The sequence below is a fragment of the Streptomyces sp. NPDC058001 genome (genome assembly GCF_042886315.1).
GTDB lineage: Bacteria > Actinomycetota > Actinomycetes > Streptomycetales > Streptomycetaceae > Streptomyces.
On the sequence record NZ_JBHVQT010000001.1, the window covers coordinates 713,916 to 736,559 of the forward strand.

At 69.8% G+C, this 22,644-nt stretch carries 16 protein-coding genes; 6 read left to right on the plus strand and 10 right to left on the minus strand.

The genetic code is table 11. The annotated features are described in order from the left end of the window. The first annotated feature begins 78 nt into the window (after window positions 1-78). A complete protein-coding gene (locus tag ACFVT5_RS03345) occupies window positions 79-1,092 on the plus strand; it encodes a hypothetical protein (protein ID WP_389881021.1) in 1,014 nt (337 codons plus the stop codon). 83 nt (window positions 1,093-1,175) lie between these two features. Here the strand turns inward: ACFVT5_RS03345 and ACFVT5_RS03350 are convergent, their stop codons facing one another. The 5 genes from ACFVT5_RS03350 to ACFVT5_RS03370 all read right to left on the minus strand — a co-directional run bounded on the left by ACFVT5_RS03350 (window position 1,176) and on the right by ACFVT5_RS03370 (window position 7,344). Next, window positions 1,176-2,612 (minus strand): glucoamylase family protein, encoded by a 1,437-nt coding sequence (locus ACFVT5_RS03350; RefSeq protein WP_389881023.1) that lies wholly within the window; start codon window positions 2,610-2,612, stop codon window positions 1,176-1,178. Between the two features lie 306 nt (window positions 2,613-2,918). Then, window positions 2,919-4,118, minus strand: coding sequence for a glycoside hydrolase family 1 protein (locus ACFVT5_RS03355; protein WP_389880854.1), 1,200 nt, complete (start codon window positions 4,116-4,118; stop codon window positions 2,919-2,921). A gap of 69 nt (window positions 4,119-4,187) precedes the next feature. Then, a complete protein-coding gene (locus ACFVT5_RS03360) occupies window positions 4,188-5,087 on the minus strand; it encodes a carbohydrate ABC transporter permease (RefSeq protein WP_389880856.1) in 900 nt (299 codons plus the stop codon). Then, entirely contained in the window at window positions 5,084-6,094 is a 1,011-nt protein-coding gene (locus ACFVT5_RS03365; protein WP_389880857.1) for a carbohydrate ABC transporter permease, read from the minus strand. Before ACFVT5_RS03365 ends, ACFVT5_RS03360 begins: the two co-directional genes overlap by 4 nt. 5 nt (window positions 6,095-6,099) lie before the next feature. Then, the gene (locus ACFVT5_RS03370; RefSeq protein ID WP_389880859.1) at window positions 6,100-7,344 is read right to left on the minus strand and encodes a sugar ABC transporter substrate-binding protein; all 1,245 of its coding nucleotides are present in this window, start codon (window positions 7,342-7,344) and stop codon (window positions 6,100-6,102) included. A gap of 379 nt (window positions 7,345-7,723) precedes the next feature. On the opposite strand from ACFVT5_RS03370, the gene ACFVT5_RS03375 reads away from it, so the two are divergent. After that, window positions 7,724-8,809 carry an acetylxylan esterase gene (locus tag ACFVT5_RS03375; protein ID WP_389880861.1) on the plus strand — a complete coding sequence of 362 codons (1,086 nt, stop codon included), beginning with the start codon at window positions 7,724-7,726 and terminating at the stop codon, window positions 8,807-8,809. A 31-nt stretch (window positions 8,810-8,840) separates the two neighbouring features. Here the strand turns inward: ACFVT5_RS03375 and ACFVT5_RS03380 are convergent, their stop codons facing one another. Beyond that, window positions 8,841-9,965 carry a LacI family DNA-binding transcriptional regulator gene (locus ACFVT5_RS03380; protein ID WP_389880863.1) on the minus strand — a complete coding sequence of 375 codons (1,125 nt, stop codon included), beginning with the start codon at window positions 9,963-9,965 and terminating at the stop codon, window positions 8,841-8,843. 221 nt (window positions 9,966-10,186) lie between these two features. On the opposite strand from ACFVT5_RS03380, the gene ACFVT5_RS03385 reads away from it, so the two are divergent. Further along, window positions 10,187-10,522: a hypothetical protein gene (locus ACFVT5_RS03385; RefSeq protein ID WP_389880865.1), complete on the plus strand. Its 336-nt coding sequence runs from the start codon at window positions 10,187-10,189 to the stop codon at window positions 10,520-10,522. A 3-nt stretch (window positions 10,523-10,525) separates the two neighbouring features. Here ACFVT5_RS03385 and ACFVT5_RS03390 read toward each other — a convergent pair whose 3' ends face one another. From ACFVT5_RS03390 to ACFVT5_RS03405, 4 genes are read right to left on the minus strand one after another with little or no spacing between them, the layout of a single operon-like run. Then, window positions 10,526-11,341, minus strand: coding sequence for a succinate dehydrogenase/fumarate reductase iron-sulfur subunit (locus tag ACFVT5_RS03390; RefSeq protein WP_389880867.1), 816 nt, complete (start codon window positions 11,339-11,341; stop codon window positions 10,526-10,528). Beyond that, entirely contained in the window at window positions 11,338-13,284 is a 1,947-nt protein-coding gene (locus tag ACFVT5_RS03395) for a fumarate reductase/succinate dehydrogenase flavoprotein subunit (RefSeq protein ID WP_389880869.1), read from the minus strand. The genes ACFVT5_RS03390 and ACFVT5_RS03395 overlap by 4 nt, the downstream gene beginning before the upstream one ends. After that, on the minus strand, window positions 13,284-14,105 hold the full coding sequence (locus ACFVT5_RS03400; protein WP_389880871.1) for a hypothetical protein: 822 nt from the start codon (window positions 14,103-14,105) through the stop codon (window positions 13,284-13,286). The genes ACFVT5_RS03395 and ACFVT5_RS03400 overlap by 1 nt, the downstream gene beginning before the upstream one ends. A 25-nt stretch (window positions 14,106-14,130) precedes the next feature. Beyond that, window positions 14,131-14,421: a hypothetical protein gene (locus ACFVT5_RS03405; protein ID WP_389880872.1), complete on the minus strand. Its 291-nt coding sequence runs from the start codon at window positions 14,419-14,421 to the stop codon at window positions 14,131-14,133. Window positions 14,422-15,629: 1,208 nt separating this feature from the next. Between ACFVT5_RS03405 and ACFVT5_RS03410 the strand changes: the two genes are divergently transcribed. From ACFVT5_RS03410 to ACFVT5_RS03420, 3 genes are all read left to right on the plus strand, one after another. Further along, complete coding sequence (locus ACFVT5_RS03410; RefSeq protein WP_389880874.1) at window positions 15,630-18,059, plus strand: ABC transporter family substrate-binding protein; 2,430 nt, start codon at window positions 15,630-15,632, stop codon at window positions 18,057-18,059. A 369-nt stretch (window positions 18,060-18,428) separates the two neighbouring features. After that, on the plus strand, window positions 18,429-20,336 hold the full coding sequence (gene typA, locus ACFVT5_RS03415; RefSeq protein ID WP_389880875.1) for a translational GTPase TypA: 1,908 nt from the start codon (window positions 18,429-18,431) through the stop codon (window positions 20,334-20,336). A gap of 549 nt (window positions 20,337-20,885) precedes the next feature. Continuing rightward, window positions 20,886-22,517: an ABC transporter substrate-binding protein gene (locus ACFVT5_RS03420; RefSeq protein WP_389880876.1), complete on the plus strand. Its 1,632-nt coding sequence runs from the start codon at window positions 20,886-20,888 to the stop codon at window positions 22,515-22,517. Window positions 22,518-22,644: the final 127 nt, after the last annotated feature.

A 22,644-nucleotide genomic window follows, 5' to 3' on the forward strand; every position in this document is an offset into this window, starting at 1 on the left:
GGTCCGCACGGGGGTGGGTGGCTGATGGTGTCGGGGTGGGCGCGGAGCGTGGTCCGGGGGCTGCGGCGCTGCTGGGCGATGGTCTGGCGCGAGCGGCGGTGGCCCCGGTGGGTGGCACTCGGGGTGGTCCTGCTACTGGTCGCGCCCGTGCTCGCCGCCGGTATCGCGCTGCGCGTCCATTACGCGGGCGATCCCGCGCCCGGCACCCAGACGCGGGGCCGTGACGCCTTCTGGCTCGGGCACGCCTGGGTGGACGGCCGCAAGGGCGACGCCGACGTGACCGCACTCACCGCGCGCGTACGCGACACCGGAATCCGGGACCTGTACGTCCACACGGGTCCCCTGGAGCACGACGGGACGCTCGACGCCACGCTGTACCCACGGGCCGACTGGTTCGTCAAGGCGGTCCACCGCGCGCTGCCCGGCGTCCGGGTCCAGGCATGGCTCGGCGACAAACTCGCCACCGAGACCCCGGACGGCATGCGTCTGGAGCGGCCGGACACACGGGCGGCCGTCGTGCGCTCCGCCCGGCAGATCCTCGACGTCGGATTCGACGGCGCCCACTTCGACCTGGAGCCGCTGCACTCCGGCGACCGCGACTACCTGGGGCTCCTCGACGACCTGCGCGAGGTCACCCGTGACCGCGATGTGCCGCTGTCCGTCGCCGCCCACCAGATCGACCCGCTGCCGTCCCTGCACTCCGTCGGGGGCGCCCTCGCCAACCACCCCAAGTGGTGGTCCCAGTCCTTCTTCGCCGAGGTCGCCCGACGCGTCGACCAGATCGCCGTCATGTCGTACGACACGGCGATGCCCCTGGAGAGCCTGTACGGCGGCTATGTCGCCCAGCAGACGGCGCTCGGCCTGGAGGTCACGCCGGCGTCGACGGACCTCCTGATGGGCCTGCCGTTCTACTACGACGACACCTTCGGCCACCGCGGCTCCGCCGAGACGGTCGCCGCCGCCGTACGGGGCGTCCGCCTCGGCCTGTCCCGCACCGACCGCGACCGCGAGCGGTTCGGCGTCGCCCTGTACGTGGACTTCGCGGCCCGCGAACGGGACTGGGCGGCGTACCGGGCCGACTGGTCGAAGTGACCCGGACACCGGGTGGCCTTTCGGCGACTCGGTGACCCGGGTGACCTTACGACCCGGTACGCGCGCGTGCCTGTACCGGTGGATCAGATGCTGAAACGCTCCTTCGCGAGCATCGGCCGTACCCGGGACGCGAACCCGCCCGTACGGAAGGGGCGTTGCAGCAGTCCCGGGCTGAGCTGCTGGGCGAGCGCGGCGGCGATCATGCCCTGGTCGAGCGCGAGCACGAAGTCGCTGACGCGGCCCGTGCGGACGTTCACCGAGTCACGGAAGCCGTATCCGTCGTGGTACGCGCCGAAGTCCCGGTCCAGCGCCTTGAGGTTGGCGATGGCCTCCCCGCGCGCGTGGGGCAGCGCCAGGAACGACGCGTGCGGGGTGACGACGCCGAGCGAGTTGTACCCGTCGACCTGCATGCCGATCGCGTCGACGCCGTACTCGCGGTATCCCCCCTCGGGGATGCTGGCGGGCGAGAAACCCCAGTACCCGTACTTCTCCTCGATCAGCCCGTGCTCGATCTGGCTGCGCACATAGCGGTCGTGCGTCGTGCCCCACGCGCGCGGGGACCACTCCGGTTCCGGCACGAACAAGGGCACCATCAGCGCCTCGAACATGGAGCCGCCCCAGGTGGGCACCAGGTCGTGGCCCCGGTGGCTGTAGTGCCCGTTCCACACCCGAACCCGCCCGACCTGCGTGTACGCGCCGCCGGGCGCCTGCTCCTGCTCCCACTCCGGCAGCATGGTGCGGTACATGCACCAGTAGTGCTCCTCGGGCAGGCTGCCGTCCGCGATGCCGAGATAACTCGCCATCCGGGGCTCTGTGTTGAGCGCGCCGTAGTGGTGCCCGGTGGGCTCGCCGTTGTCGGTCCAGAAACCGCCGCGCAGCTGCCCGGGGTGGCGGGCCGTGTCCGCCGGGTCGTAGGGCGTGTAGTAGTACGACCAGTCGGCGGTGGCCAGCAGCCGGGCGACCCGGGGCCGCAGCGAGGGGTCGGCGTCGGCGGCGATCCGCAGCCCCGTGACCAGCCAGGCGTTGTCGACGGACGACAGGAACGGCCGCACCGGGTCACCGCTGTCCGGCCACCGGGTCAGCGTCGAACCGTCGTACGCGTCGTACCAGTTGAGCCAGAAGCCGTGGTGCCGCTCCAGCTTCTCGACGGCGGCGACCGTACGGGCCAGCCGGCGGCGCATGTCGGCGCGGCCGATCACGCCGAGTCCGGCGGCGGCGACCGTCGACCACAGGCCGCAGCCGATGTTGGTCGGCGAGGTCTGCCGCGAGGGCACCGGCGTGCCGGGACGGCTGATGTCGGCCTTGTCGGCGGTGAGCCCGAAGTCGGTTGTCAATGCCTCGATCGAGCGAAACGTGTCGCGGAACCACTTCCGCAGCAGCGGTGTATCAGAGGTATGAGCGGACAACGAGGAACGAGCGGTGGCGGCCCCGGCGGCGGTGGCGGCCGAGGCGGGGCCCGAGGCCAGGGTCAGGGCGGCGGCCCCGGCACCGGCGGCGGTGAGGAACGACCGGCGGTCCAGGCCGAGGCGGCCCGAGCCGGTGGGGTCCGTACCTTCGGCGCGGGCGCCGGTGCCGGTATCGGCTGTGCGGATGCGGTCCGTGCGGGTGCGATCCATACGGTTCCAACTCCTGGAGAGAGGTCGCGGTGTGGAGTGGTGCGCGGGTGGCGGTGCGTCCGTGGGGGGTGCGCCGGATGGTGCGTCGGGGGGTGGATCCGGGGACCGGTCCGGGGACAGGTCCTGGGGTGGATCCGGGTGAGAGTCCGGGGGTCGGCCGTCGTCAGGATCGGCCGGCCCCCGGGGATCGGTGGTGGAGCTGCGGGTCGGTCAGGAACCGGCGCCGGGCAGCTCCTGGGTGCGGCCCATCGCGCCGAGCCAGACGGCCGAGGGCTTGGCGGTCCGCGCGAAGGTCACCGGGTCGACGGCGATCAGGCCGAAGGTCGGTCGGAAGGAGCCCCACTCGTAGTTGTCGAGCGCGCTCCAGGTCAGGTAGCCGCGGATGTCGATGCCGTCCTCCAGGGCGGATGCGACCTCGCGCAGCGCCCCGGTCAGGTAGGCGACCCGGCGGCTGTCGTCGTCGGTCGCGATGCCGTTCTCGGTGACGACGAGCGGTACGTCACCGACGACCTCCGCGGTGTGCCGCAGCGCGTGCCCGACGGCCGCCGGGTAGTACTCCCAGGCGGTCAGGGTGCGCTCGGCGTCCTCGGGCGCCGGGATCGGCCCGTCCGCGCCGATCCGGGTGCGGGTGTAGGACTGGACGCCGATCCAGTCGTCGCCGCGCGCGGCCTCGATGAAGACGTCCTCGCGCGGGTGCCGGTAGGCCGCGGTGACCTCTTCGGCGCCGGGCAGCGCCTGGTAGACCTGGTTGGCGACCGTCCAGCCCACGTTGATCGCGGAGTTGATGCCCTTCACGGCCTTCACGGCCGCGTGGTGCGCGTCGATGATGACGCGCGTGGTCTCCTCGTCGGGCGTCGGCAGCCCGGCGGGCGGGAAGCCGATGTCGCCCGCCTTCGCGGCCCCGGCCATCACGGCGATCATGTTCGGCTCGTTGATGGTGCACACATAGGGCACACCGTCCGCGATGACCGGCGCGGTGGCCTCGACGTACCGGGTGAAGAGGTCGACGGCACCCTCGGCGGTCCAGCCGCCCCGCTCCTCGAACCAGCGGGGGACGGTGAAGTGGTGCAGCGTCACCATGGGGCGCAGCCCGCGCTCGATGGCGCCGTCGACCATGCGCCGGTAGTGGGCGAGTTCGGCGCGCGAGAAGTGACCGGGCGCCGGTTCGATGCGGGCCCACTCGATGCTGAAGCGGTAGTCCGTGAAGCCGAGTTCCGCGAGCAGGTCCATGTCCTCGGGCCACCGGTGGTAGCTGTCACAGGCGTCGAGGCTGGGCTCCTGGACGTGCGAGGTACCGCTGTGTTCCTTCTGCCACCAGTCGCTGTTGGTGTTGTTGCCCTCGATCTGATGGGCAGCGGTGGCGGCACCCCACAGAAATCCGTCGGGGAACCGTGTCGGGGCGTGCGTCATCGTCCTGTCTTTCTGGTGGAAGCGGGCCGCGCCGGTCCGGCGGGCGCGTGCGGTCCCGGATGCGGGGGGCTATTTCATGCCGGCGGTGGCGATGCCCTGGGTGAAGTGCCGTTGCAGGACGGCGAAGACGAACAGGACCGGCAGGACGATCAGGAAGGACCCGGCCATCAGCATGCCGTTGGAGCCCGCCGACCGGACGGGGTCGGTGGCGAAGGTGGCGAGGGCCACCGGGAGGGTGTATTTGTCCGGGTCGTTGGTCGCGATCAGCGGCCAGACGAAGTTGTTCCAGGAGGCGAGGAAGGTGATGATCGTGAGCGTCGCGAGGGCGGGCTTGACCAGCGGCATCACGATGCGCCAGAAGATGTACCACTCACTGGCGCCGTCCATCCGGGCCGCTTCGAGCAGCTCGTCCGGGATCGACTGCATGAACTGCCGCATCAGGAACACGCCGAGGGCCCCGGCCGCGAAGGGCAGGACCAGACCGGCGTAGGAGTCGATCAGGCGCAGCCGGCTCATCAGCACGAACAGCGGGAGCAGCATCAGGTTCCCGGGCACCATCAGCGCGCCGAGCACCAGCCCGAAGATCTTGTTCTTGCCGGCGAACCGCAGCTTGGCCAGGGCGTAGCCGAGCATCGAGCAGAAGACCAGATTGGAGACGGTGACGAAGGTCGCGACGATCAGCGAGTTGAGGAAGTAGCGCGGCAGGTCGAGGCGGTCGAGCAGCTCGGAGAAGTGCGCCAGGGTCCACTCGGTGGGCAGCCACACCGGCGGGCTGGCCGCCAGCTCCTTCGTCGTCTTGAAGGCCGAGAGCGCCATCCACAGGAAGGGCGCCGCCATGACCAGCAGGCCCACGGAGAGCAGGACATAGGTGAGCAGCCTGCGCGGGCCCCGCCGCGCAGCCGTGGCCGTGGCGGGCGGGGGAGCGGCGGCGGGAGGCCGTGCCGCGTCCAGGCGGGGTGCGGCGCTCATGAGGTGTTGTCCTTCAGCAGTCGGAGCTGGAGCACCGTGACGCCCATGATCACCACGAAGAGGACGTACGCCATCGCGCTCGCGTAGCCCATGTGGAAGAAGTTGAAGCCCTCGCGGTACATGTTCAGCGAGACGGTCAGCGTGCTGTCCGACGGGCCGCCCTGGGTCATCACGAAGGGTTCCTCGAAGACGTTGAGGTAGCCGATCGTGGTGATGACGGTGGCGTACAGCAGGGTGGGCCGCAGCAGCGGCACGGTGATCCGGCGGAACTCGCCCCACAGCCCGGCCCCGTCCAGGCGCGCCGCCTCCCGTACCTCGGTGGGGATGGCCTGGAGCCCGGCGATGAACAGGACCATGACGGTGCCGAGGTTGCGCCAGACGGCCATCACGATCAGGGAGGGCATCGCCAGCTTCTCGGAGCCGAGGAAGTCCGGCGAGGTGAGTCCCACCTCGGAGGCGAGTCCGGCGATCAGCCCGTCGGACGGGTCGAGGACGAAGCGCCAGACGACGGCGACCGCGACGATGCTGGTGACGACCGGTGCGTAGAAGCCGACCCGGAAGAAGGTGCGGGCGCGGTCGATGCCGTTGTTGAGCAGGACGGCGACGACGAGTCCGAGCACGATCGTGAGGGGAACCCCGACGACCACGAAGTAGGCCGTGTTGAAGAGGGACTTGAGGAACTTCTCGTCACCGAACAGCTGGGTGTAGTTGTCGAAGCCGATGAAGTTGGCGTCGAGCGGGTTGGTGACGTTGCGCAGCCCGAAGTCGGTGAAGCTCATCAGGAGCGTCGCGGCGATCGGGAAGGCCATGAAGACCGCGAACAGCACGAGGAAGGGGGTCGAGAACAGCCAGCCGGCCAGGTTCTGCACACCCATCCGCGGCCTGCCGCCCCGGCCACCGGGCCCCGCGCCCTTGCCTGCGGGCGGGGCGCCCGCCGGGCCGGGATGTCCCGGCCCGGAGCGCGCGCCGGCCGCGTCGGGTGCGGCCGATCCGGTCGTGGTGCCCATGGCGCCTACTTCACGAGGCTTTCGATCTCGGACTGCGCCTTCTTGGCGGCGTCCTCGGCGGATGACTTGCCCTGTGTCACCGACTCGATGGCGGAGTCGACCTTGGAGGTGATCTCGGTCCACTTGGGAAGCGTGGGCGTGGTCCTGGAGGTCTCCATCTGCTCACGGAAGACCTGGAGGTTCGGGCTGTCGGCAAGCGTGCCGGAATCCCACGCGGAGGTGTTGGCGGGCAGATCGGCGGTCCGCTCGAACCAGTCCGACTGGCCCTTGGTGTCGGTGAGGTACTTGATGAACTCCTTGGCGGCGGCCTTGCGTTCACTGTCCTTGGAGATCACCAGGCTGGAGCCGCCCGCCCAGGACACCGACGCCTGGTCGGCGGGGATCTTCGCGACGGCCCACTTGCCTTCGAGGTCGGGGTAGCTGTCCTTGAGGAGCGTCATGATCCACGGGCCGGAGAAGAACATCGGCACGTCACCGGAGTTGAAGTCCTTGGTCACGTCGTAACCGGGCTGGACGCTCTTCTTGGCGAGGCCCTTGTCGAAGTAGGTGCCGTACTCCTTGAACGCCCGCACCGCGGCCGGGCTGTCGATGACCGCCTTGCCGTCCTTGTCGACGATGTCGCCGCCCGCCGAGAACAGGAAGGGGTAGAAGTTCTGCACCGTGTCCAGGCCGCGCGGCTGGATGCTCAGGCCCCACTTGGTGCCGGCCTTGTCCTGGTAGGCGGTCGCCGCCTGCTGCAACTCGGCCCAGGTGGCCGGGGGCTTGTCGATGCCGGCCTTCTTGGCGAGGTCGGTGCGGTAGTAGAGGACGCGGGTGTCGACGTACCACGGGACGCCGTACGCCTGGCCGTCGACCACGCCGCCCTGCCAGCCCGCCGGGAAGAAGTCCTTCTCGGCGAAGGTCTTGGTGTCGACCGGTTCCAGGACGCCCAGGTCCGCGAACTCACCCAGGTAGGTGCTGCCCATCTGCGCGATGTCCGGCAGGGTGCCCGCGGCGGCGGCCGACACCAGCTTCTGGTGGGCGACGTCCCAGCCGACCGGGGTGACCTTGACCGTGATGTTCGAGTTCGCCTTCTCGTACGCCTTGGCGACGTCGACGAGCTTCTCGCCCTCGGCGCCCATGGCCCAGACGGTGAGGGTCTGCTTCTTGTCGGCGGAGACTCCCTCACCCGCCGAGCTTCCGCATGCCGTGACTCCGAAAGCCGTCGCGAGTGCGAGGGCGGCCGTGGCGGTTCTGGCGGCACGATGCATGGACGGCTCCTCCTTGAGCGTCACCGGAGGCCCGGGGGATTCCTGAACCATCCCTTGGCGCTCCTGATGTATGCGCTGTCTGTAAGCGCATACATCACTCTGCGGCAGCCCGTTCGACCACCGCAAGGGGGGTTCATGTCACACTCCGGTAACGTGCCGCGCCGCGCGGAGCGTGACCGGAAATCAACGGAGGTCAGCTCCCCGACGCCCCGGAATATCCCCTCTCGGTGCAGGTGAGGCCGTTGTGCACGCTAGGCGGGATATGTGCGGACGGAAAGTGAATGTGTCTGATTCCGCACCAGGGCCCAAGGCGGCCGAGGGTGGCCGGAACCAGGTACGGGCGGGCGTGGAGGGCGGGTGCCGGGCTAGGGTCCGGCCCATGTCGCCGCTGCCCGATCCCGTACCGCAGTCGTCACCCCCGCCCCCTCGCGCCGCCCCCAAGTTCCTCCATCCGTACCCCTTCGATCCCGGGTACGGGTACTCCCTCGCGGATCTGCTCCAGGTGGCCGCTCCGGTCGCGCCCCGGGACTTCGACGGGTTCTGGGAGGGGCGGTACCGGGAGGCGCGGGCGGTCGACACCTCGCCGGTCGTGGGCGACGAGGAAGGCGGCCGGGACGGATCCCGGGTGTTCGCGGTCGCGTACGGGTCGGTCGGCGGGGAGCGGATCGGCGGGTGGCTCGTGCTGCCGGCCGAGGGGGTGCCCGTCGCGTACGGATTCGTCGTCGGGCACGGCTACGGCGGGCGTGACGAGCCCGGCCGGGACCTGCCGCTTCCGCTGCCGGGGGCCGCCGCGCTGTTGCCCTGCGTCCGCGGACTCGGCACCCGCAGCGCCCGGCCCACGATCCCCGGGGACGCCGACGGACATGTCCTGCACGGCATCGGCGCACGCGAGCGGTACGTGATCGGCGGCTGTGTGGCCGACCTCTGGTGCGCCGCGTCCGCGCTCCTGGACCTCGTCCCGGCACTGGACTGGCCAGGCGGACCCCGGCTCGGCTACCTCGGCGAAAGTTTCGGCGGCGGCCTCGGGGCACTCGCGCTGCCGTGGGACGACCGGTTCGCCGCGGCGCAACTGACCGTGCCCACCTTCGGTAACCATCCGCTCCGGCTGACGCTCCCCTGCGTCGGCAGCGGTGAGTCCGTGCGCCGCCGTCACCGCACACACCCCGAGGTCATGGACGTCCTGCGGTACTTCGACGCCGCCACCGCCGCCACCCGGCTCCGGACCCCGACACTGGTCGCGCCCGCGCTGTTCGACCCTGCCGTGCCGCCGCCCGGTCAGTTCGCGGTGTACAACGCCCTCGCCGGGCCCCGGGAACTCCGCGTGCAGACGGCCGGGCACTTCGAGCACGACGGTACGGAGGACGAGTACCGCCAACTGGTCGCCGCCCGGCGGGAGTTCTTCGCCCGCCAGCTCGGCCGCCCCGACCTCAGCCGCCCCGACCTCAGCCGCCCCGACCTCGGCTGACCGCGCCCGAGCCGACCCAGCCACCGGAAGGTCAGCCGCAGCCGCAGCTCGCCCGGCGTGCCACCGACACCGGCAGCATCCACGACACCGGCTCACCGGGCCGTACGTCGTCATGGGCGTCCCCCGTGCCGCCGGACGCACCGTTCGAGCCGCCGCCGAGGCGTCGTACCAGCAGGTCCACCGCCTCCTCGCCCATACGGCGCATCGGCTGGCGCACGGTGGTGAGCGCCGGACGGACCAGCCGGCTCAGCGGAATGCCGTCGAAACCGGTCACCGCGACGTCCCCCGGCACCCGTACCCCGCGCCGCTCCAGGGCGTGCAGCGCGCCCACGGCCATCTGGTCGTTGGCGAAGAGCATCCCCTGCGGCGGCGGTTCGCCCCGCCCGGCCGCCCGGTCCAGCAAGGCGTCCGTGGCGAGTGCCCCCTCCGCCTGCGTCATCATCGGCGCCCGCACATCGGGCGCGTCCGGTACGGGAAGTCCGGCCGCCCGGCACGCGGCGCGAAAGCCCCGGAACCGCGCCGCCACGTCGGGCGAGTCCTCGGCGCTGCCCACGAACACGAGCCGCCGCAGCCCGTGGTCCTCGACGAGGTGGCGGGTCAGCTCGCGCTGGCCGTCCTCGTTCGCGACCTCGATATGGTCCAGGTGGTCGAGCTTCTGCGGTTCGCGCGGACCTGCGAGCATCACCACCGGCAGCCGCCGCGAGATGACCTCCAGATCCTCGGTGGGCACGGTCCGCGCCAGGACCGCGAAGCCGTCGACCCGGCCCGCGACCTTGGCGACCTGACTCTCGGGGCCGCCCTTGAGCGAGGCGGCGATCAGCAGCGCGTACCCATGGCGGCGCGCGGCGCGCTCCATGCCGCGGATGATCTGGTCGGAGTAGAGCATCGCGGCATCGTCGTCGTCGGAGTCACCGGCCTCGGTCTCGGCGTCCGGATCCGAGTAGTCCGGGAAACACAGCCCGAGCACCCCCGTGGAACGACTGGCCAGGCCGCGCGCGTTCCCGCTCGGCACATAGCCGAGTTCCCGCGCGGCGGCGAGTACCCGGTCCCGGGTCTGCTGCCGTACCGATTCCGGTGTGCGGTAGACCCGCGACACCGTGGCGATGGAGACGCCCGATCGCTCGGCGACGTCGTACACCGTGGGGGCTGTGCTCACCCGACCGACCGCCTGCCCTGTCCGTACCGATTGCGCCGTATCGGCGCCCGTGGCCGCGGGCCCCGGGACCCGGGACGTCCGGGGCCGAGGGCCCGAGACCGTTGCCCTGTACAAGTGCTCTTGAAAGCGCATTCACCCTAGGCTTGTCGGCGTGCGGGGAGCAAGATGGGGCTCTTGCGCCAGGGCGGGGCACGGGAAACAAGGGGTGGGGAAACGTGCTGGTGGCTTTCGCATGGGCGATGGCGGTGATCGCGGTGCTCGCAGCGGCGGAGGGCGTCGCGGCGATCCGGACCGGCTGGGTGCTGCCCTGGATACGGCGCAGAGTGCTGCGGCCCCGGCTGTGGGGCTACGGGATGCTGATCACGAGCATCGGGGTCCCGCCGGCCCTGACGGCCCCGGTGTTCCTGGGGCGATCCGACGCGCTGCGCGATCCTGTCGTCTTCGTCGGCTATGTCCTGATCATCGGCGGATGCGTCGTCCAGGCATTCGGGCAGCGGCTGGCCCCCGCCGACCGCGCCCCGGAACCAGGGGTCCCGGAGCACGGCGGCGGACTCTGACCGTCAGGACGACGAAGGCCGGCGCAGAATCTTGTTGCCGAGCCAGACCAGCGGGTCGTACTTGCGGTCCACGGCCCGTTCCTTCAGGGGGATCAGGGCATTGTCCGTGATCTTGATGCCCTCGGGGCAGACCTCCGTACAGCACTTGGTGATGTTGCAGTAGCCCAGGCCGTGCTCCTCCTGGGCCGTCGCCTTGCGGTCGAGGCCGGACTCCGCCGCCGCGTCCAGCGGATGCATGTCGAGTTCCGCGACCCGCATCAGGAACCGAGGCCCCGCGAAGGCGGTTTTGTTCTCCTCGTGGTCACGCACCACATGGCACGTGTCCTGGCACAGGAAGCACTCGATGCACTTACGGAACTCCTGCGACCGGTCGACGTCCTCCTGCTGCATCCGGTACTTACCGGGCGCCAGCTCGGGCGGCGGTACGAAGGCGGGCACCTCGCGCGCCTTCGTGTAGTTGAAGCCGACATCGGTGACCAGGTCCCGTACCACCGGGAAGGCCCGCAGCGGAGTCACCGTGATGGTCTCTTCGTGCGAGAACACGGACATCCGGGTCATGCACAGCAGCCGGGGGCGGCCGTTGATCTCGGCGCTGCACGAACCGCACTTGCCGGCCTTGCAGTTCCAGCGCACGGCGAGATCCGGGGCCTGCGTCGCCTGGAGGCGGTGGATGATGTCGAGGACGACCTCGCCCTCGTTCACCTCGACGCGGAAGTCCTTCAGACCGCCGCCGCCGACATCGCCGCGCCAGACCCGGAAGTGCGCCTCATAGCTGGTGGACGCGGGGGTGGAAGCGGGGGTGGATGCGGAGGTCGTCACTCGAACAGCTCCTCTTCGGCGAGGTACTTGACCAGCTCCTCCTTGTCGAAGAGGGCCAGCAGATCGGGCCGGACGGGTTCGGTCTCGACCCGGACCAGGTCGATCTGGCCGCGTGCCGGGTCGGTGGCCGCGAGGCCGCCCGTCGGGTCGGTGAGCTTGCACAGCAGATTCACCCGGCGCCAGGCGCGGTCCATCCCCGGACGGTCCTCACGGGTGTGTCCGCCACGGCTCTCGGTGCGTTCCAGCGCGGCCCGCGCCACACACTCGCTCACCAGGAGCATGTTCCGCAGGTCCAGGGCGAGATGCCAGCCGGGGTTGAACTGCCGGTGCCCCTCGACACCGGCGCGCCGGGCCCGTACCCGCAGATCGGCGAGTCTGTCCAGGGCCTCTTCCATCTCGCCCTCGCGGCGGATGATCCCGACCAGGTCGTTCATCGTCTGCTGGAGTTCCTGGTGCAGGGTGTACGGGTTCTCCGCAGGGCGTCCGTCGTCCTGACCGGCCTCGGGAGCCTCGGCGGAGAACGGGCGCAGGGCCTCCGCGGCGGCGGCGTCGACCTGGGCGTCGTCCACCACCGGCCGGTCACCGGTGAGTTCGGCCGCGTACCGGGCGGCGTGCAGGCCCGCGCGGCGGCCGAAGACCAGCAGGTCGGAGAGCGAGTTGCCGCCGAGCCGGTTGGAGCCGTGCATACCGCCCGCGACCTCACCGGCCGCGAACAGTCCCGGTACGCCATGAGCGGCGGCCGTGTCCGACTCGACGGCGATCCCACCCATCACGTAGTGACAGGTCGGGCCGACCTCCATCGGCTCGGCGGTGATGTCGACGTCCGCCAGCTCCTTGAACTGGTGGTACATGGACGGCAGTCGGCGCCTGATCACCTCGGGGGTCATCCGCGTCGACACATCCAGGAACACCCCGCCGTGCGGGGAGCCGCGGCCCGCCTTCACCTCGGAGTTGATGGCGCGCGCGACCTCGTCACGCGGCAGCAGCTCAGGGGGGCGGCGGTTGTGGTCCGGATCCTCGTACCAGCGGTCGCCCTCGTCCTCCGACTCGGCGTACTTCTCCTTGAAGACATCGGGGATGTAGTCGAACATGAACCGCTTGCCCTCGGAGTTCCTGAGCACTCCGCCGTCGCCGCGCACCGACTCGGTGACCAGGATGCCCTTCACCGAGGGCGGCCAGACCATGCCGGTCGGATGGAACTGCACGAACTCCATGTTGAGCAGCGGCGCACCGGCGAGCAGCGCCAGCGCGTGCCCGTCGCCCGTGTACTCCCACGAGTTGGACGTCACCTTGAAGGACTTGCCGATCCCGCCGGTCGCGACGACCACGGCGGGAGCCTCGATCACGAAGAACCGCCCGGTCTCCCGCTCGTAACAGAAAACCCCGGCGACCCGCCCGTCGGCGTCCTTCAACACCCGTGTGACGGTGCACTCCTGAAAGACCTTCAGCCGTCCCTCGAACTCCCCGGTCTCCTTCTCGTCCTCCTGCTGGAGCGAGACGATCTTCTGCTGGAGCGTGCGGATCAGTTCCAGGCCCGTGCGGTCACCGACGTGGGCGAGCCGGGGGTACTCGTGGCCGCCGAAGTTGCGCTGCGAGATCCGACCGTCCTTCGTACGGTCGAAGAGGGCGCCCCAGGTCTCCAGTTCCCAGACCCGGTCGGGCGCCTCACGCGCGTGCAGCTCGGCCATCCGCCACTGGTTGAGGAACTTGCCGCCGCGCATGGTGTCGCGGAAGTGGACCTGCCAGTCGTCGCGCGAGTTCACATTGCCCATCGCCGCCGCGATGCCGCCCTCGGCCATCACCGTGTGCGCCTTGCCGAACAGCGACTTGCAGATCACGGCCGTCCGCAGTCCCTGCGCGCGTGCCTCGATCGCGGCCCGCAGCCCGGCGCCGCCGGCCCCGACCACGACGACGTCCCACTGCTGTCGTTCCACCTGAGACATCAGAACAACCTCGGATCGTCGAAGGCACCGCTGGCGAGCAGGAACACATAGAAGTCGGCGACCGCCACACTGACCAACGAGGCCCAGGCGAGCTGCATATGACGGGCGTTCAGCTTCCCGACCCAGCCCCACAGCCGATACCGCACGGGATGCTTCGAGAAGTGCTTGAGCCGTCCGCCGACGATGTGCCGGCAGGAGTGGCAGGACAGGGTGTACGCCCAGATCAGCGTGATGTTGGCGAGGAAGATCAGGGTGCCTACGCCCATGTGTCCCCACGCGTAGTGCTCGTCACGGAAGGAGAGCACGGTGTCGTACGTGAGGATGCCGGCGACCAGCAGGGCCGCGTAGAAGAAGTACCGGTGGATGTTCTGCAGGATCAGCGGGAAACGGGTCTCACCGGAGTACTTCTTGTGCGGCTCGGCCACCGCGCAGGCGGGCGGCGACGCCCAGAAGCCGCGGTAGTACGCCTTGCGGTAGTAGTAGCAGGTCAGCCGGAAGCCGAGCGGGAAAATCAGGATGAGCAGGGCGGGGGAGAGGCCCCACCAGCCGCCGAATATCTCCCAGTTGGGCCCCGAGCGCATCGGCTCGCAGTTCTCCGCGAGGCAGGGCGAGTAGAAGGGCGACACATAGGGGGCGGCGTAGTAGTCCGTGTTCGCGAAGGCCCGCCACGTCGAGTAGACGATGAAGGCCAGCAGTCCGGCCGCGGTCGCGGCGGGCGCCAGCCACCAGCGGTCGGTCCGCAGATGCGGTGCGTCGATGGCGGCGCGCGTGCCCGATCGCACGCCGCCGCGGTTCGGATGGGGTTCCGTGCCGGTGGCCAACGAATGACTCCGCTCGGGTCGGGGGTCAGGGGGCGTGCCGGTCCCGGACGCCGAGTCCCTCGTCGTCGGAGTCCGTCCACAGGGAGCTGTCGTACGGGGCGTCGGGGATGCGTACCAGGTCGGGGCGGGGTGGGGCCGGTTGTTCCGCCGCCGTGCTCTCGCTGAGCAGGGCGACGCTGTCCCGCAGGTGGTCGGCGGCGGTACGGACCCTTCTGATGTCCAGGCCCGTGCCCACCTGCTGTTCCAGTCGGCCCACGGATCGGGTCAGGTCGTCGAGGCAGCGTTGGACTGCCGTCAGGTCATCGTGAACGGCCATGACTTGCCCTCACTTCCGCGGTTGCGGCGGCAACGTTCATGCGCCTGCGAGTGTTGCGCGTCACATCGGGGCTTGGGAAGACACCCGCACGGATTACTGGCCGTAAGGCTGACCGGCCCCTACCCGCGGGGCACTCCCGACCGAGGGTTCTCCCTTCAGCGGGGGCACTCCGAGGCGGAGCCTCTTTCCCGCCCACCCGCCCGTATCGGCTCAGGGAACTCCCGGCCCAGCGTCTCCTTGCCGCCCCGTCGTCCTTCAGCGGGGGCACTCCCGGGCGAACCCTTTTTCCCGCCCACCCGCCCTTATTGCGGCAGGGCACTCCCGGGACGAGGTCTCCTTGCTGGGCGCACGACACTCCCCGGGGCGGGGGTCGGCACCCCGGGAGCGGCTACCCGCACGGGGGTGGAGCGGGCGGGATCGCCGTCCCTCTATGGGCCCGCATCCGCCGACGCGTGCCACCCCGTAAGGAGCCACCCGCGCCCGGCGACGAAACCTCCACGGGTGGTGCGGGGGGATCGTCACCCGTCCGCGGGCCCGCAGCCGCCGATGGTGGGTCACGCCGGCGGGGGTCACCCGCACCCGACCGCGAATCCGCACGGGTGGTGCGGGTGGGATCCCCCGGTCCGCGGAGCCGCAGGCGCCGCTGGTGGGGGCGTGATCCGGCCGCAGGCCGGGGCTGGGGCGGGCCCCGGCGGACCCGCAGCCGCCAACGGCGTGCCACCCGGTGAGGGGCCACCCGCACCCGGCGACGAGACCTGCACGGGTGGTGCGGGTGGGATCACCCCCGCCGCAGAGCCGCAGGCGCCGACGGTGTGGGCCCTGCACACGTAGGTCGGGTCGGGGTCGGCCCCCCGACGAGCCGCGGGCGCCGGCGGTGGGTCACCCCGGCTGGGGCCACCCGCACCTGGCAACGAATCTGCACGGGTGGTGCGGGTGGGGTCACCCCCGGCGAGCCGCAGGCGCCGATGGCCGGTCACCCCGGCGGGGGCCACCCGCACCTGGCCGCGAATCCGCACGGGTGGTGCGGGTGGGAGCACCCCCGGCCGCGGAGCGGGTGGGACTCGTGCGGCTGGGCCGCATGGGTGGGGTTCTGCTCAGACGGCGCGTGTCGGCCCCCGTCGACCCTGCCCCATGGCCATAGATGTGATCAGCTCCATATACCGCCATACGTGATCAATCCGGCCAAGGCCCACCCGGAGGTAGCAGCGATGTCCCACGACGGCCTCAGACTGCGCTCGGTGATGCGCTCCGTCGCCTTCCTCACCACGGGCGTGCTCGCGGTCACGACGCTCGCGGCGTGCAGCTCCGGCGACAAGTCCGGGACCCCGAACGCAGGCCAGGACATCGCGCCGTCGGCGCGCGACCTGATCGCGGACGGCGGCACGCTCAATTGGGCCGTCGACTCGGTGCCCGAGACCCTCAACACGTTCCAGGCCGACGCCGACAGCACGACGTCCCGTATCGCGAGCGCCGTCCTGCCGTCGATGTTCCGCCTCGACACCCAGGGCCGCCCCCAGCGCAACGCCGACTACCTGGAGTCCGCCAAGGTCGTCACGCGCGAACCCCGGCAGGTAGTCCTCTACAAGCTTCACCAGCAGGCCGTGTGGAGCGACGGCCGCGAGATCGGCGCCGACGACTTCACCGCCCAGTGGCGCGCCCTGTCCGGCAAGGACAACGCGTACTGGACGGCCCGTAACGCCGGGTACGACCGGATCGAGAAGATCGAGCGCGGCGCGAACAACCTGGAGGTCCGCGTCACCTTCGCCAAGCCGTACGCGGACTGGCGCTCCCTCTTCTCGCCGCTGTACCCGAAGGACGTCATGGGCACCCCGGACTCCTTCAACGACGGCGCCCGGAGCAAGCTGAAGGTGTCCGCGGGCCCCTTCGCGATCCAGGAGATCGACAAGAAGGCCAATGAAGTAACGCTTCAGCGCAACCCCCGCTGGTGGGGTGCCCCCGCCAAGCTCAACAAGATCGTGCTGCGCGAGGTGGCCCGTAACAAGCGGGCCGGCGCCCTCGCCGACGGCAAGGTCGACCTCGCCGACGTCGACCCGTCGGAGGCCCAGCGCGTCGCGCTCGCCGACCGGGACAAGGGCAGTCATGGCCCCCTGACGCACGGCCCCGGCACCGAGATGACCCCGGCACGGGCCCTGCGCTCCTGGGCCCTCGCGCACGGCTCCGACGAGGAGGCCGCGGACGAGGAGGTGACCGCCCGCCGCAAGACCCGTAAGGCCATCGCGCGGTACGCCGACGAGCAGGCGGGCCTGCGCCAGTACGTGATCCGCAAGTCCCTCGAACCCGCGTACACCCAGCTCGCCCTCAACGGTTCCGAGGGCCCGCTCGCCGATGAGCGGGTCCGCCGCGCCGTGGCCCGCGCCATCGACAGGCAGGAACTCGCCCGGGTCGTCCTCAAGCCGCTCGGGCTGCCGGTGAAGCCGGTCGGCAGCCATCTCGCGCTCTCGGGCCAGGCCGCGTACGAGGACAACAGCGGCGCGCTCGGCAGCCAGGACACCGCGGAGGCACAGGCACTCCTCTCCGACGCGGGATGGGTCCAGGGCGGACCCATCAAGGAGGAGAAGAAGGCCAAGACGGCCGGCAGCGAGTCGGACGAGGAGGGCGACACCAGCGACGAGAAGGGGAGCGGGTCGGGGAGCGGGTCGGACGACGGTACGTACATCGTCGGCCAGAGCGACCCGAAGCCCGCGAGCCGCACCGAGCGCCACCGCGCCGCATCGAAAGCCGCATCGAAAGCCGCGTCGAAAGCCGCCGACGCACCGAAGACCCCCGCCGCACCGAAGGCCCCCGACGTCTGGCAAGGCGACGACGGCAAGGCCCTCGACAACGGCACCTCCGTCCTCGCCCCGGCCCCCGCCCCGCACGCCGCCCGCCAGCAGATCGCCCTGCTGCGCCAGGCGATCACCGTGGCGACCCTCGACGACTCCGACACCGGCAAGAAGGAGGCCCGCGCCAAGCAGCAGGGCGGGGCCCAGGGCGCGTACGCCCCGAAGGGCACCGCCGCGCCGCAGAGCGGCTCCCCGGGCCCGAAGGGCGCGGGCGCCCCGGCGGGTCCCCTCGCCAAGGACGGCAAGCCGCTGATGCTCCGCTTCGTCCTGCCGTCGGGCCCCGGCTCCGAGTCGCTGCGGGCGGTCGGTGACCGTATCTCGCGGATGCTGGAACGTATCGGCATCCGTACCGAGGTCTCGAAGGTCGCCGACGAGAGCTACTTCAAGGACCACGTCGCGTCCGGCCAGTACGACATGGCGCTGTACTCGTGGCCCGCGAGCGCCTACCCGGCGACCGACGCCCGCCCCATCTACGCCAAGCCGGTACCCGCCGCCGACGGCTCGCTCAACGTCGAGCAGAACTACACGCGCGTCGGCACCGACCACATCGATCAGCTCTTCAGCCAGGCGATGGGCGAGCTGGACGAGGACAAGGCACGGGAGCTGGTCCGTAAGGCGGACTCCCGGATCTGGGCCGCCGCAGGATCGATTCCTCTCTATCAGCGCCCGCAGCTCGTGGCCGCCAAGACGAATCTCGCGAACGCCGGCGCCTACGGCTTCGAGACCCCGCACTACGAGAACATCGGCTTCCTGAAGGCGGGGCGTCCGGGCGCCAAGTCCGACAAGAAGAAGTAGTCCCGTAAGCCGACCCGTGAGCAGTCCCGTAAGCAGTCCCCAGGAGGAGCCCGCGGTCGCGGTGCCCATGTGACCCGTAGCTCAGAAGTCGCTCAAATCCCTTGCCCGCGGGTCCACCCCGCGGGCAAGGTCATTGATGTCCTTTGACCTGCGGATTCCCCCCAGATCCCGCCCCCACCCCCACAGGGTGTGCCCGGTCCGGCGGCGACGCTCACGCCGTCGGACCGGGCAGGCCCACCCGCCCGCGGAGGCCGTGGTCACCCGGGCCCCGTACGATGGGGTGAGGCCGTGGCGTGTCCAGCCCGGCAGGGCGCGTGTATGACAGTCGTACGCGCAGCCGTCCACTCATCCCGGGAGAAGCGCCGCAATATGGCCACGCGCCACGACATCCGTAACGTCGCCATCGTCGCCCACGTCGACCACGGCAAGACCACCCTCGTCGACGCCATGCTCAAGCAGGCCGGTGCGTTCGCCGCCCACCAGCTGGAGTCGGTCGACGACCGGGTCATGGACTCGAACGACCTGGAGCGTGAGAAGGGCATCACGATCCTCGCCAAGAACACGGCGGTGAAGTACCACCCGAAGGACGGCGGTGATGTCGTCACGATCAACATCATCGACACCCCCGGGCACGCCGACTTCGGTGGTGAGGTCGAGCGCGGTCTGTCCATGGTCGACGGTGTCGTGCTGCTCGTGGACGCTTCCGAGGGCCCCCTGCCGCAGACCCGTTTCGTGCTGCGCAAGGCGCTCAACGCCCGGCTCCCCGTGGTCCTGTGCATCAACAAGACGGACCGCCCGGACTCCCGTATCGACGAGGTCGTCAACGAGACGTACGACCTCTTCCTGGACCTGGACGCCGACGAGGACCAGATCGAGTTCCCGATCGTCTACGCGTGCGCGCGCGACGGTGTCGCCTCGCTGACCAAGCCGGAGAACGGCACGGTCCCGCCGGACAGCACCAGCCTCCAGCCGTTCTTCTCCACCATCCTGGACACCATCCCGGCCCCGTCGTACGAGGAGACGGCGCCCCTCCAGGCGCATGTCACCAACCTCGACGCCGACAACTTCCTCGGCCGTATCGCGCTGCTCCGGGTCGAGCAGGGTGAGCTGAAGAAGGGCCAGACCGTCACCTGGATCAAGCGCGACGGCACCATGGCGAACGTCCGGATCAGCGAGCTGATGATGACCGAGGCGCTCACCCGCAAGCCGGCCGAGTCCGCGGGCCCCGGTGACATCTGCGCGGTCGCGGGCATCCCGGACATCATGATCGGCGAGACCCTCGCCGACCCGGAGAACCCGATCGCGCTGCCGCTGATCACGGTCGACGAGCCCGCGATCTCCATGACGATCGGTACGAACACCTCGCCGCTGGTCGGCCGCGGCGGCACCGGCAAGGGCGCCAGCGCGAAGGCCGCGGTCAAGGACCGCAAGGTCACCGCCCGCCAGGTCAAGGACCGCCTGGACCGCGAACTGGTCGGTAACGTCTCGCTGCGCGTGCTCGACACCGAGCGCCCCGACGCCTGGGAGGTGCAGGGCCGCGGTGAGCTGGCGCTGGCCATCCTGGTCGAGCAGATGCGCCGTGAGGGCTTCGAGCTGACCATCGGCAAGCCGCAGGTCGTCACCCAGGTCATCGACGGCAAGGTGCACGAGCCGGTCGAGCGCATGACGATCGACGTGCCCGAGGAGCACATGGGCGCGGTCACGCAGCTCATGGGCGTCCGCAAGGGCCGGATGGACAACATGTCCAACCACGGCTCGGGCTGGGTCCGCCTGGAGTTCGTCGTCCCCTCCCGCGGCCTCATCGGCTTCCGTACGGAGTTCCTGACCGGTACACGCGGCACGGGCATCGCCCACTCCATCCACGAGGGCCACGAGCCGTGGTTCGGTGTGCTGACGACCCGTAACAACGGCTCGCTGGTCGCCGACCGCGCCGGTGCCGTCACCGCGTTCGCGATGACGAACCTCCAGGAGCGCGGTGTGCTGTTCACCGACCCCGGCACCGAGGTGTACGAGGGCATGATCGTCGGCGAGAACTCGCGCGCCGACGACATGGACGTGAACATCACCAAGGAGAAGAAGCTCACCAACATGCGGTCGGCCGCCGCCGACTCGTTCGAGGCGATCGTGCCGCCGCGCAAGCTCTCCCTGGAGCAGTCCCTGGAGTTCTGCCGCGACGACGAGTGCGTCGAGGTGACCCCGGAGTCCGTCCGGATCCGCAAGGTGAACCTGGACGGCCGTGAGCGTGCCCGTGCGGCGTCGCGCGCGAAGCACGGCTGACGGAGACTGACGGTCCGTCAACCACGCCCGGGTCGTACCTTCGGGGACGATCCGGGCGGACCTCTGTAAAACAGAACTTTCCGGGCACCTTCCCGGATGGCGTTCTACGCGCGGGGATTGAGTACTACTCTGCCGTGCGGCGGTCGGCGCGCGCCCCGGTGGTCGATGAACCCGGGGCAAGTGACGGGTATCTCACCAAGCGCCCGAATCTGCAACAGGTTTTCTTCGCACAGTCGTCCGGAATGCGGACGCAGCTGACCGATAGATATGTAACACGTCCGTTTCGCGGCCATCTATCTCGGATCGGTTTGTCCGGATTTTGGAAGAAGTACGCGTCAGGTGTGATCGAACCGAGACCAAAAGGGTGTGGTCGGGCCGTACCCCATGGCTAATAGTTGAGCCGGAAAGGCTCGGGTCAATGGGTCACGCGCTGTGGGGAGCGCCGACTCACGAGCACACTGGGGCACTCGATCATTACCGTCAGGGGTGGCGGAATGACGACATGTGCCCTCTCTTGTAGTGAACAAGTGGACTCATGAGGAGGAACCCATGCGCGGTGCCAAGAGCGCCAAGTGGGTCGCCATAGCCGCGGTTGTGGCGCTGGGTGCTACCGCCTGTGGCGGCAGTGACAGCGGGAACAAGGACAAGGGTGCCGATAAGGGTGCCGTCAACGCGAACGGCAAGTTCTCCGTTGAGGTGGGCGAGCCGCAGAACCCGCTGCAGCCGGCCAACACCATGGAGTCCAACGGCAGCATTGTCATCGACTCGCTGTTCTCGCAGCTCGTCGGCTATGACACCAAGGGCAACATCACCATGGTGAACGCCGAGTCGGTGGACACCAAGGACAACAAGACCTACACGGTCAAGCTGAAGTCGGGCTGGAAGTTCCACGACGGCACCCCGGTCACCGCCGAGTCCTACGTCAAGGCGTGGAACTGGGACGCCAACGTCAAGAACAAGCAGACCAACAGCTTCTGGTTCTCCGACATCAAGGGCTACGAGGACGTCGCTCCCGCGAAGGGCGACCCGAAGTCCGAGACCATGTCGGGTCTGAAGGTCGTGGACGACACCACCTTCACGATCGAGCTGTCGACCCCGATCCCGTACTACGTGTACAAGCTGGGTTACCAGGTCTTCTCGCCGCTGCCCGAGTCCTTCTACAAGGACCCGGCCGCCGCCGGACAGAAGCCGGTCGGCAACGGCCCGTACAAGTTCGTCAGCTGGCAGCACAAGAAGCTGATCGAGGTCGCCCGCAACGACGACTACAAGGGTCCGAACAAGGCCAAGAACGGTGGCGTTCTCTTCAAGAACTACACCAACCTGGAGACGGCGTACGAGGACCTGAAGTCCGGCAACGTCGACGTCCTGCGTCAGATCGCCCCGAAGGACCTGCCGGTCTACCAGCAGGACCTCGGTGACCGCGCGGTCGACAAGCCGTACTCCGCGATCCAGTCGATGGCCCCGGCGTTCTACGGCAAGCAGTTCAAGGACATCGACCCCAAGGTCATCAAGGGTCTGTCCATGGCGATCGACCGTGACACCATCACGAAGACCGTCCTCCAGGGCACCCGTGAGCCGGCCACCGGCTGGGTCGCCCAGGGTGTGCTCGGCTACCAGCCGGACGCCGCGGGCGACGCCGTGAAGTACGACCCGGCGGCGGCCAAGGCCCTCATCAAGGAGGGTGGCGGCGTCCCGGGCAACAAGATCTCGATCCAGTTCAACGCGGACGGCGGTCACAAGGAGTGGGTGGAGGCCGTCTGCGGCTCCATCACCCAGGCCACCGGTGTCGCCTGTGTCGGCGCCTCGAAGGCTGACTTCCAGGCCGACCTCAACGCGCGCCAGGCGAAGGAGGTCAAGTCCTTCTACCGCAGTGGCTGGGTGCTCGACTTCCCGATGAACGCCAACTTCATCCGCGACCTCTTCGGGACGAAGTCCGACGGCAACCAGAGCGGCTTCTCGAACAAGAAGATCGACGCCGACATCAAGGCCGCCGACTCGGCGCCCACGCTGGAGGAGTCGGAGAAGCTGTACCAGGCGATCGAGAAGGAACTGCCGAACTACATGCCGAGCATCCCGCTCTGGTACTACAAGGTCAACGCGGGCTACTCGGAGAAGGTCAGCAGCGTCGACTACGACCAGAGTGGTGACCCGATCCTGACCAACATCCAGGTCAAGAAGTAACCGCAGACAAAGGACAGCACGTCACGCCGATGGGACCGGCTCGCTCGCCGGTCCCGTCGGCCGGGCGGTCGCGGCCGGGGGGCCCTTTCCGCACGCACCACACGCGGGTGCGCGCGGAAGGGGCCCT

Bases quoted from the DNA above. Each gene is read 5' to 3' on its own strand.
- ACFVT5_RS03345 (WP_389881021.1), top strand. From the start codon at position 79: ATGGTCTGGCGCGAGCGGCGGTGGCCCCGGTGGGTGGCACTCGGGGTG.
- ACFVT5_RS03355 (WP_389880854.1), bottom strand. From the start codon at position 4,118: ATGACGCACGCCCCGACACGGTTCCCCGACGGATTTCTGTGGGGTGCC.
- ACFVT5_RS03360 (WP_389880856.1), bottom strand. From the start codon at position 5,087: ATGAGCGCCGCACCCCGCCTGGACGCGGCACGGCCTCCCGCCGCCGCT.
- ACFVT5_RS03365 (WP_389880857.1), bottom strand. From the start codon at position 6,094: ATGGGCACCACGACCGGATCGGCCGCACCCGACGCGGCCGGCGCGCGC.
- ACFVT5_RS03370 (WP_389880859.1), bottom strand. From the start codon at position 7,344: ATGCATCGTGCCGCCAGAACCGCCACGGCCGCCCTCGCACTCGCGACG.
- typA (WP_389880875.1), top strand. From the start codon at position 18,429: ATGGCCACGCGCCACGACATCCGTAACGTCGCCATCGTCGCCCACGTC.
- ACFVT5_RS03405 (WP_389880872.1), bottom strand. From the start codon at position 14,421: ATGGCCGTTCACGATGACCTGACGGCAGTCCAACGCTGCCTCGACGAC.
- ACFVT5_RS03375 (WP_389880861.1), top strand. From the start codon at position 7,724: ATGTCGCCGCTGCCCGATCCCGTACCGCAGTCGTCACCCCCGCCCCCT.
- ACFVT5_RS03410 (WP_389880874.1), top strand. From the start codon at position 15,630: ATGTCCCACGACGGCCTCAGACTGCGCTCGGTGATGCGCTCCGTCGCC.
- ACFVT5_RS03395 (WP_389880869.1), bottom strand. From the start codon at position 13,284: ATGTCTCAGGTGGAACGACAGCAGTGGGACGTCGTCGTGGTCGGGGCC.
- ACFVT5_RS03420 (WP_389880876.1), top strand. From the start codon at position 20,886: ATGCGCGGTGCCAAGAGCGCCAAGTGGGTCGCCATAGCCGCGGTTGTG.